Source organism: Oleiphilus sp. HI0061 (assembly GCF_001635675.1).
The window spans coordinates 1-8,984 of sequence record NZ_LWFE01000191.1 but is presented as its reverse complement, the minus strand read 5'-3'; the positions used below and the strand labels follow the sequence as shown (position 1 = coordinate 8,984).

The 8,984-nt window shown below is 44.2% G+C and carries 10 protein-coding genes; 6 read left to right on the top strand and 4 right to left on the bottom strand.

The window, feature by feature from the left end; translation table 11 throughout:
• Window positions 1-489, top strand: a 489-nt coding sequence (locus A3735_RS02270; RefSeq protein ID WP_156499337.1) for an EAL domain-containing protein, incomplete at its 5' end; no start/stop codon positions are given.
• Window positions 490-579: 90 nt separating this feature from the next.
• The gene (locus A3735_RS02265) at window positions 580-951 is read left to right on the top strand and encodes a hypothetical protein (RefSeq protein WP_068515933.1); all 372 of its coding nucleotides are present in this window, start codon (window positions 580-582) and stop codon (window positions 949-951) included.
• Between the two features lie 54 nt (window positions 952-1,005).
• Here the strand turns inward: A3735_RS02265 and A3735_RS02260 are convergent, their stop codons facing one another.
• Both A3735_RS02260 and A3735_RS02255 read right to left on the bottom strand, forming a co-directional pair.
• Complete coding sequence (locus A3735_RS02260; protein WP_068515930.1) at window positions 1,006-2,142, bottom strand: PilT/PilU family type 4a pilus ATPase; 1,137 nt, start codon at window positions 2,140-2,142, stop codon at window positions 1,006-1,008.
• Between the two features lie 47 nt (window positions 2,143-2,189).
• Window positions 2,190-3,224 (bottom strand): type IV pilus twitching motility protein PilT, encoded by a 1,035-nt coding sequence (locus tag A3735_RS02255; protein WP_068515927.1) that lies wholly within the window; start codon window positions 3,222-3,224, stop codon window positions 2,190-2,192.
• A gap of 139 nt (window positions 3,225-3,363) precedes the next feature.
• Here A3735_RS02255 and A3735_RS02250 point away from each other — a divergent pair, with 139 nt between their 5' ends.
• From A3735_RS02250 to A3735_RS02240, 3 genes are read left to right on the top strand one after another with little or no spacing between them, the layout of a single operon-like run.
• Window positions 3,364-4,071: a YggS family pyridoxal phosphate-dependent enzyme gene (locus A3735_RS02250; protein ID WP_068515979.1), complete on the top strand. Its 708-nt coding sequence runs from the start codon at window positions 3,364-3,366 to the stop codon at window positions 4,069-4,071.
• Between the two features lie 46 nt (window positions 4,072-4,117).
• The gene (gene proC / locus A3735_RS02245) at window positions 4,118-4,945 is read left to right on the top strand and encodes a pyrroline-5-carboxylate reductase (protein WP_068515922.1); all 828 of its coding nucleotides are present in this window, start codon (window positions 4,118-4,120) and stop codon (window positions 4,943-4,945) included.
• A gap of 3 nt (window positions 4,946-4,948) precedes the next feature.
• The gene (locus A3735_RS02240; protein ID WP_068515918.1) at window positions 4,949-6,232 is read left to right on the top strand and encodes a CinA family nicotinamide mononucleotide deamidase-related protein; all 1,284 of its coding nucleotides are present in this window, start codon (window positions 4,949-4,951) and stop codon (window positions 6,230-6,232) included.
• A 192-nt stretch (window positions 6,233-6,424) separates the two neighbouring features.
• Here A3735_RS02240 and A3735_RS02235 read toward each other — a convergent pair whose 3' ends face one another.
• Together A3735_RS02235 and A3735_RS02230 are read right to left on the bottom strand one after the other, a co-directional pair.
• Complete coding sequence (locus A3735_RS02235) at window positions 6,425-7,006, bottom strand: hypothetical protein (protein ID WP_068552681.1); 582 nt, start codon at window positions 7,004-7,006, stop codon at window positions 6,425-6,427.
• Window positions 7,007-7,417: 411 nt separating this feature from the next.
• The gene (locus A3735_RS02230; RefSeq protein ID WP_068512427.1) at window positions 7,418-7,699 is read right to left on the bottom strand and encodes a pyrimidine/purine nucleoside phosphorylase; all 282 of its coding nucleotides are present in this window, start codon (window positions 7,697-7,699) and stop codon (window positions 7,418-7,420) included.
• Window positions 7,700-7,863: 164 nt separating this feature from the next.
• Between A3735_RS02230 and A3735_RS02225 the strand changes: the two genes are divergently transcribed.
• The coding region (locus A3735_RS02225) for an SMP-30/gluconolactonase/LRE family protein (protein WP_068637510.1) at window positions 7,864-8,984 on the top strand (1,121 nt) is incomplete at its 3' end.

The following is an 8,984-nucleotide window of genomic DNA, read 5'->3' as shown; positions in this document are numbered from 1 at the left end:
GCCGTAAATTTGTCACCTAGGCAGATTCGTGATCAAAACTTGAAAGGTATGATTAAGAGTGTGTTGGAGTCGAGCGGTATCTCGCCAGCATGTTTGGAATTAGAGCTAACAGAAAGCGTCATAATTGAAGACTTTCGCGCCGGTTTGAGTTGCTTGCATGAATTAAAAGAACTAGGGCTTAAAATTTCTATAGATGACTTTGGTACCGGGTATTCATCATTAAGTTACCTAAAAGAATTGCCGGCTGATACGCTAAAAATTGACCGTTCATTTGTTGAGGGGCTTGAAAACTCCAAAGCACAACTCGCGATAGTCAAGGCTATTATCGTGTTGGGTCAGAGCTTGAACCTTCGTGTGGTTGCAGAAGGTGTCGAGAATCAGGCCCAGTTGTCACTATTATCGCAGCATGGGTGTGATTATATTCAGGGCTATCTTGTCTCAAGACCTTTGAATGATAATGATATGGAGGCTTTACTCAGAACTCAGTAAATAGCGCTGTTTTATATCTATACTATTAGACTATAATGTCCCTGCTTTTTATAAGCGTAAAAATATAATGTAAATTAGGGATATTAAGATATGAAATTGCATGTTGTAGTAGCATTGTTGGTAGTTACCTTGTTGTCTGGCTGTGTAAGCATGAGAACAAGTGAAAAGCACGAATATATGGAAATCGAGCGTCGCCTTGAATTGGCTAGTCTTGAGCCGATCGAAGAGAATAATCCAGGCTTAGCGGCTGCTCTGAATATTCTACCTGGTTTTGGTAATGTTTACTTGGAGCAGTGGGGCGCATTTATTGGTAACTTGCTATTATGGCCGGTTTCAGTGGTGTGGGGTGCTCCTCAAGCCTATATCGATGCAAAAACGCTTAACAAACAGGAAACATTGTACTTTTACAAGCATGGCTTGGGCAAAGACGAGCTAGCGCAGAAAGAAGGAATGGCTAAGTAATTACTTAGTTATAATCTGGCCAGGCATGCTGGCCAGATTACCTATAGATCTCTTCTAAAAACCAATGTCTCCATCATCCTGAATACTAAGACGATCAGTTGTTGCTGATAGTTGGTTAGGCGATGAGGCGTCTGCCCCCAGCTTTATCATCAAACGTAAATCGTTCGCTGAATCTGCATAGGCGAGCGCATCTTCATAAGTAACATCTCCAGCTGAATACAGGTCGTACAGGGCCTGATCAAAGGTCTGCATACCAATATCTCGCGATTTGGTCATTATTTCCTTCAACTTATGAATTTCTTTTTTGCGGATGAGGTCTGCACATAAAGGCGTGTTGAGTAGCACTTCGATACAGGCTCGGCGGCCTTTACCATCGGGCGTTGGAATCAATTGCTGGGCAACAATTGCCTTTAGGTTTAGGGATAAATCCATCCATATCTGGTTTTGCTGTTCAGGCGGGAAAAAGTTAATGATCCGGTCGAGTGCTTGGTTAGCGTTATTAGCGTGTAGTGTTGCCAAGCATAGGTGTCCAGTCTCGGCAAAGGTGACCGCGTAATCCATCGTCTCCTTACTACGAATCTCACCAATCATGATAACGTCTGGTGCCTGCCTCAAGGTGTTCTTAAGGGCAATTTCAAAGGTTTCTGTGTCAATACCGACTTCACGCTGGGTGACAATACAGTTCTGGTGTTGATGGATATATTCAATAGGGTCTTCGATAGAAATAATATGACCTTTACTATTTCTATTTCGGTGCCCGATCATTGCTGCGAGAGAAGTTGACTTACCCGTGCCCGTTGCACCGACAAAAATAATCAGGCCACGTTTTGTCATTGCTAACTGATTGATGGTTGTAGGTAGACCCAAATCTTCAATGCGTGGAATATTAGTTTCGATTCGACGCAGCACCATACCGCACAAATTTCTTTGCATGAAGGCACTTACACGAAAGCGGCCAATGCCACGGGCACTGATAGCAAAGTTACATTCGCTTTTCTCAGTGAACTCGTCACGTTGTTTCTCTGACATGACATCAAATACAATCTCACGACATTGTTCGGGCGTGAGTGCGTGCTTGGTAACAGGGACGAGCTTGCCGTGGATTTTGATGCTCGGTGCGACACCAACAGTAATAAATAAGTCAGAGCCACCTTTTTCGACCATGACTTTTAAGAGTTTTTCAAAATCCATGTTACATATCCTGAATCATTTTATCTTTGTTCATAACGCGGCCTAAGTTAGAAATTCTCAGGGATCTTGGCTTTTTCTCTTGCTGTATCACGAGTGATAAAGCCCTTGCTTAGTAGGTTCTGCAAGCACTGGTCGAGTGTTTGCATACCGATTGATGCGCCCGTCTGGATAGCACTGTACATCTGGGCGACCTTATCCTCACGAATCAGGTTACGAATTGCAGGGGAGCCGATCATAATTTCATGTGCAGCAACTCGGCCACCATTGGTCTTTTTCAACAAGGTCTGAGAAATAACAGCCTGTAAAGACTCGGAAAGCATTGATCGAACCATCGCTTTTTCTTCTGCAGGGAATACGTCGACGACACGGTCAATCGTTTTAGCTGCTGAGGTGGTGTGCAAGGTGCCAAATACCAAGTGACCCGTTTCTGCTGCGGTCAGTGCCAAACGGATGGTTTCAAGGTCACGAAGCTCACCAACCAGAATAATATCGGGGTCTTCACGAAGCGCTGAACGTAGCGCTTCGTTAAAGCCCAAGGTGTCCCGATGAACTTCACGTTGGTTCATTAAGCACTTTTTACTTTCATGAACAAATTCGATCGGGTCTTCAATCGTTAGAATGTGGTCGTAGCGGTTGTCATTGATATAGTCGATCATGGCGGCCAATGTGGTTGACTTACCAGAACCGGTTGGCCCTGTTACCAGAACCAAGCCGCGTGGGACTTCAGCAATATCTTTGAAAACCTGGCTCATTCCCAGGTCTTCCATGGTGAGTACTTTCGAAGGAATAGTACGGAATACTGCGCCAGCACCACGGTTCTGGTTAAAGGCGTTTACACGGAAGCGAGCAACACCGGGTACTTCGAACGAGAAGTCAGTCTCCAAGAATTCTTCAAAGTCTTTTCGTTGCTTGTCATTCATTATGTCATAAATCAGTGAATGAACTTCTTTGTGCTCCATCGCTGGCAGGTTGATACGGCGAACATCACCGTCAACACGGATCATTGGCGGTAGTCCGGCAGATAAATGTAAATCGGAAGCGCCTTGTTTGGCGGAGAATGCCAGCAGTTCAGTAATATCCATGGTCGTCCTCTAAAGCCTATAACTTTGTATCTTAGATTTTTAAATGAGAAAGCTGATCCAGAAGGATAAAGCTTGTTAATACAGGTTGTTTTTGCTCAAATGCATGTCGACTTTAAGACACGCCACGCAAACTTATATTATGAACTTCAGCATAGCAGACAAGCTCCAGAACGTAAGAAAAAGGATACAAAAAGCCACAATTGATGCCGGCCTAGCAGAAAACTCCGTGCAGCTCCTGGCGGTGTCGAAAAAGAAGCCTGCTGAAGCAGTCTTTGAGTTATTTAAGCAAGGGCAGAAAATATTTGGCGAGAACTATCTTAATGAAGCGCTTGAAAAGCAGATAGCGGTCAAGGCTTTATTGACGAAAGAAGGCAATGCCGAAGATATCGTCTGGCACTTTATTGGCCCGATTCAGTCGAATAAAACGCGGCCGATTGCTGAAAGCTTTACTTGGGTGCATAGTGTTGATCGCATAAAAATAGCACAGCGTTTAAATGATCAGCGCCCGGACACTTTATCGCCACTGAATATTTGTATTCAGGTGAATATTGATGAAGAAGAGACTAAATCGGGCATATTGTTGAGTGATTTGCCTGAGCTTTGTCGAGCACTAGAAGATATGCCTCGTTTGAAGCTACGCGGCTTAATGTGCATACCTCAAGCAAATCAAAGTGAAGAGAGTTTGAGCACCGCGTTTACGAAGATGAAGTCGGCATTTAATGATCTGCAAGAAAGCTATTCGAGTGTCGATACTCTCTCGATGGGAATGTCTGGTGATATGGAACAGGCCATTGCCTGTGGCTCAACGATGGTCAGAGTTGGGACCGCTTTGTTTGGCGAACGCTAGAGCTTGGAAACAGTTTTTGAATTTTTGAACAGGAAGTGAACTAACAATGAACTTGAATGAACAAAAGATCTGCTTTATTGGCGCAGGTAACATGGCACACGCCATTGTTGGTGGCCTAGTAAAGAAAGGTTTAAACGCAAGCAATATTGTAGCAACTGCACCAAACCTTGAACATCGGGAAGCGATGCAGAACACATGGGAGGTCGAGGTGGATGAGGACAATGCTCGCGCTGTTAGCACTGCAGATATTGTCGTGCTCAGTGTAAAGCCTCAGGTACTGCATTCAGTATGTGAGTCATTGAAAGGCAGCCTTAGTCATCGTCCTCTAATCATCTCTATTGCGGCAGGCATTGGTTTGGACCTGCTGGCACAGTGGTTGGGCTCTGAGCAGGCATTGGTGAGATGCATGCCGAATACCCCAGCCCAGGTACTCAAGGGTGCGAGCGGCTTGATCGCGAATGCGAATGTAAGCGATGAACAAAAGAACTTGTCAGATGAATTGTTTCAGGCAATTGGCTTGGTTGAATGGGTAGATCAGGAAAGCTTGATTCACTCAGTGACGGCCTTGTCAGGTTCAGGGCCAGCGTATATCTTTTTGATGATCGAAGCGATGGAAGCAGCCGCGATAAAACAAGGGCTCTCTGCAGATACGGCTCGAAAGCTGGCAGCACAAACCGTAGCGGGTGCCGCTGAAATGGTGCTTAGTGGTGATGTGGCACCAGCCCAGCTAAAGCGCAATGTGATGTCTCCCGGCGGAACAACAGAGCGAGCGATTCATACTTTCGAAGAGAAGGGCTTGCTTGAAATTGTCGATGAGGCAATGCAGGCCGCAGCAGATCGATCAGTAAGCTTGGCAGAAGAGCTGAAGGCTTAAACTATGAAGATTGCATTGCTGCTGACAGGTTCCGAGTTGATGACCGGTGATATTGTTGATAGTAATTCGGCGATGATCGCTGAATACTGTCTTGATCAAGGTATTCAGGTGGCTTACAAGGCGACCGTTCCTGATGAACTAGACCTATTGGTTTCAGAAATAGAGCGCTTAAGTCAGCACTTTGATGTTCTGATTGTTAACGGTGGCTTAGGGCCGACAACAGATGACATGACGGCAGAAGCTCTGGCTAAAGTTCTAGGCAAGCCAATCAAGCAGCACGAGCAAGCTCTGGCACACCTGAGCTCTTGGTGTCAGCAACGCAACTACCATTTAAGTGATGCCAACAAAAAGCAGGCGATGCTGCCCGAAGGGATTGCTTTGCTGGCAAATAGTATCGGTTCTGCAGTGGGTTTTTGGGCGCCTCATAATGATTGTCAGATTTATTGTACTCCGGGTGTACCGAAAGAACTTGAGCTGATGCTGCGTGAGGAGATCTTACCGAGTCTAAAGGTTACTTTACCGAGTGATATTGAGGTGAAGCGCCTTCGCTACCGCGTTTTTGGTTATGGTGAATCAAAACTTCAGCAGGTGCTGGCTCAGACCTTTCCGGATTTGCCTGCTTGCATTGAGATAGGCTTTCGAGCCTCTCTACCTCTAATAGAACTGAAACTGAAGGTTGATAGGCTAGAACATCATGCTACTTTAGGTGAATGGGGCAAGAAGATAGAAGCATTGCTTGGTGATCATATTGTCACTAAGGATCAACGCTCTATTGCTCACGTTGTCGTAGATAAGCTTAATGCCGAAAGTAAAACGCTTACCTTTGCCGAGTCTTGTACGGGCGGCAAGATAGCTTCTTTAGTGACAGAGATTAGCGGCGCATCGGCAGTGTTTGAAGCGGGTGTTGTCTCTTATTCCAATGAGATTAAACATCGAGTACTTGGCGTGTCGCAAGACTCTTTGGATAAGTATGGTGCTGTGAGCGAGCCTGTTGTCAGAGAGATGCTGGCGGGTGTGCTCGAATTAAGTGGTGCAGACATAGGAGTGTCGGTATCAGGCATCGCTGGTCCAAATGGCGGTACCGAAGAAAAGCCAGTTGGTACTGTTTGGGTCGCTTGGGGTGCAAAGAACAATATCAAAGCACGTGAATTCTACTTTCCGGGTAGCAGGGTGTTTTTTCAGGAACTAGTTTCAGCCTTAGCTCTGGATTTGGTCCGGCGAGAATTGATTGATTCAAGTGAAGAACCGGAATATTTTCGTGCCAGAAAAAAGCCGGGGTCAGAGTAGAGTAGCGCTTACTTAAGCTGAATTGAGACCATGCTATAGATAAGCTGTAAAAGTCGGCACGCAATGAAATAGCGGTTTCGACTAGAGCCTACAAATACCCTGCCTAAACTTTGTCAGCAAAGTGCCAAAGGCAGACCTACGAGCTTGTTTCACGTTTGGCCCGATTGCCATAAACAATGTGGCGCAGATTCATTATTTATTACGTAGTTGCTGATATTTTATACTAGATTCATAACTATTTAGTATGTCTTTTGATACTTCATGTTCGGCGTCGAAATAGTCACAGATGACTCTAACTTTTTTTAATAGCCCTCTCTGTGTGAAAGCCGAAGCACCGATCCATACTTCACCCTTGCTACCAATTAATACAGCGTGGTACGTAAGTAGCCTTTCACTCCCTCCATCAATTCTCCTCACTATGCCCTGTGCGCGTTGAAGCTTTAATTTCACATTTCTTCCTAGTGAATACTTAGAGACTAATCCTTTATGTCTAAAAACTTCAACAATTCCATTGCTCTTATTGAAAAGGAATATTAGTCCTGCTGACCTTCTGTAGCTATGAAGTGATAGAAAAAAAGCTACAACCATAAGTAGTAGAACAACTATCAAGGAAAATTCTATATTATCGCCAACTAGCTGATTTTGCTCTATTAAAACAAATGTGAGTAAATACAAGACAAAAAAAACAGGTATTGCAACAACTCCAAATAGTGCTCTGCCAGTGTCTATTCCTTTGACCGCAAGCTTACCACCTACTTTCTTAGTTCGAATCATCTGTGATCCTAATGATTAGTTTTGACTATATTTATTTAAGGGAGGAGTGTAATTAAATACGCAATTAACTCAATCATCAATCATGGCTTTTTGCTTTGTATTAGAAATGCAGTCTAAGCCAAGTATTAAAGCTAGAAGGAAAGATGTGTTGAGATAAGAGTCCCTTTCAGGTGCTGAATTTGGCTGTTTTATCCTAATCATAACTAACCTGTCGAGCGACAGCTTTGCGGACTTTGCTGTTGTTTGACTATGTCGTGATTTGAAACTCAAACTGTAAGGTCGGGTTTGAGCCGATACAGATAAGCATTATTCCTCTGTACAGCAAAGCGCTCCGTGCTTAAGGGGCTTAATCTTTCAAGACCAAAACCCCAAAAACGAATCCACCACAGAGGCTTATTAAATAGATTCTGTTTATTCGTACTTACAAAGATAAGCGGTATCTGTAGGAACTTGCAGGTCGAAGGACTGATTTGCTTCAACGGTAAAAGTCTCTCCGTCTTTAAATGAAACAAATTCTTCTGAGCCTGGTAGTTTTACAATTAGTTCGCCACTGACAACTGTCATGTATTCTTTCTGGCTGGTACCGAAGGTATATTCACCTGCTTTCATAACGCCTACTGTTGCTGGCAGAGTAGTGCTTTCAAAGGCAATCGATTTAACCTTGCCATCAAAATATTCGTTAACTTCTAGCATTGTAGCTCTCCTGTAATTACTATTTTGCGTAAATTCAAATCAATGGGCGGCATTATACGCATAATCGATGGCAGGGTATTCATTTTTGAAAGTACAAAGTATGATTTTTACTGGTAAACTGCCTAGCTCGTTATAAGTAATAATAAAAACTGGATATCTAAGAAATGCTTAAGAAGACTCGAACAAAAATCTTACTACTTATTTTAGTACTGGTGATATTTCACGCCGCGGGTATCGCTAAGGATGCAGGGGTCTTCCGTAGTGTTGAAGAAAGTCAGCCTTTTGGGCAGTGTGAAAAGCTAGCAGGTCCTATTGGAGCAGAGGATATCACGGTCGATCGAGTGCAAAAGCTGGCTTATATTTCAGCCGATGACCGTCGCCAGGCTTTTTTGGATAAAGACTTAAAGTCCTATGAAAACGGTGGTATTTGGACTCTGGATCTCAGTGATCCAAACTCGAAACCAAAGCAGTTGATGGTCAAAATGAAAGGGGCTTTTCATCCTCATGGAATTGCTCTGCGCTTTGAACAACAAGATGGCGTTCAGGGAAAGGCGATAGAGCTCTATGCGGTAAATCATCTTGATATGCAGACACATGAGATTGATGTATTTAGCATTCTTCCTGATGGTAACTTAAAGCTACGCCGACGTATTCCATTTCCAGAGTTAATCTCGCCTAATGATATCGCTGTTGTGGGGAAAGACCGTTTCTTTGTATCAAACGATCATGGCAACCCGCGTCATAGCGTGATGGAGATTGTAGAGGACTATGCCGGGCTGGCGTTGTCTTCGCTGGTATATTTTGATGGAGAGCAGGGGCATACAGTGATCGATGGCCTTCGTTATACGAATGGGGTGACTTTGTCTGCAGACCAGAAAACCCTGTTTGTAGCTGAAACCACAGCGAATCAAGTGTCTCGCTATATGAAAGGACAGGATATGCTGTCCTGGCACTTAATTGATACGGTTTACATCCCCATGGCTGTTGATAATCTTGAGTGGTTGGATGATCAACACCTGCTCACAGCCGGTCATCCGAAAGTCTTTGAGTTTACGGCTCATATGCATGATGAAAGCCACCTTTCTCCATCTCAAGCATTTAAAATAGATGTGTCTGGTGAAAAGATGCAGGCCGAGTCGATTTACTATGATAGTGGCGAGCTGATTTCAGGCACGAGTGTGGCAAGTATGTATGAAGATCAATTACTACTTGGTGCTGTATTTGAGCCCTTTGCCCTTAGATGTGCAAAGCCGGCAGAGGCAGAGAAACAAAGCGTGGCTGTAGA